Source organism: Ochrobactrum sp. SFR4, assembly GCF_019730395.1.
Lineage (GTDB): Bacteria > Pseudomonadota > Alphaproteobacteria > Rhizobiales > Rhizobiaceae > Pseudochrobactrum.
Genome location: NZ_JAAPBB010000613.1, coordinates 1 through 295 on the forward strand (window position 1 = coordinate 1; position 295 = coordinate 295).

General features: G+C 48.5%; 1 protein-coding gene. It reads right to left on the reverse strand.

Features of this window, described 5'->3' with window-relative positions:
• Positions 1-295, reverse strand: a 295-nt coding sequence (locus tag HBA93_RS20495; protein WP_221724501.1) for a major capsid protein, incomplete at both ends; no start/stop codon positions are given.

The following is a 295-nucleotide window of genomic DNA, read 5'->3' on the forward strand; positions in this document are numbered from 1 at the left end:
TCAAACGGTAGAGCCACTGTACCAGCAAGTTCAATCGCATAAATCGTTGAACCTTTTGCAAGGCGAACGGTGTCAAATTTTCGAACCTTTGCGCCTTGCGGAATAAGTTCAGCTAGTGGCGCGCCATTTTCAGATGTAGGAATGAGAGAGAGTGTGCGATCCCGATCGGCAATCGCAATTGAGCGCGAGCGCGAGTAGATTGTCTCAAACAAATTCAGCGAACCGAGAAGCTGCGGTTTGTGATCAATGCGCTCCACAACTTCTTCATGGAATTCGATGACACCGAAGGCATTCT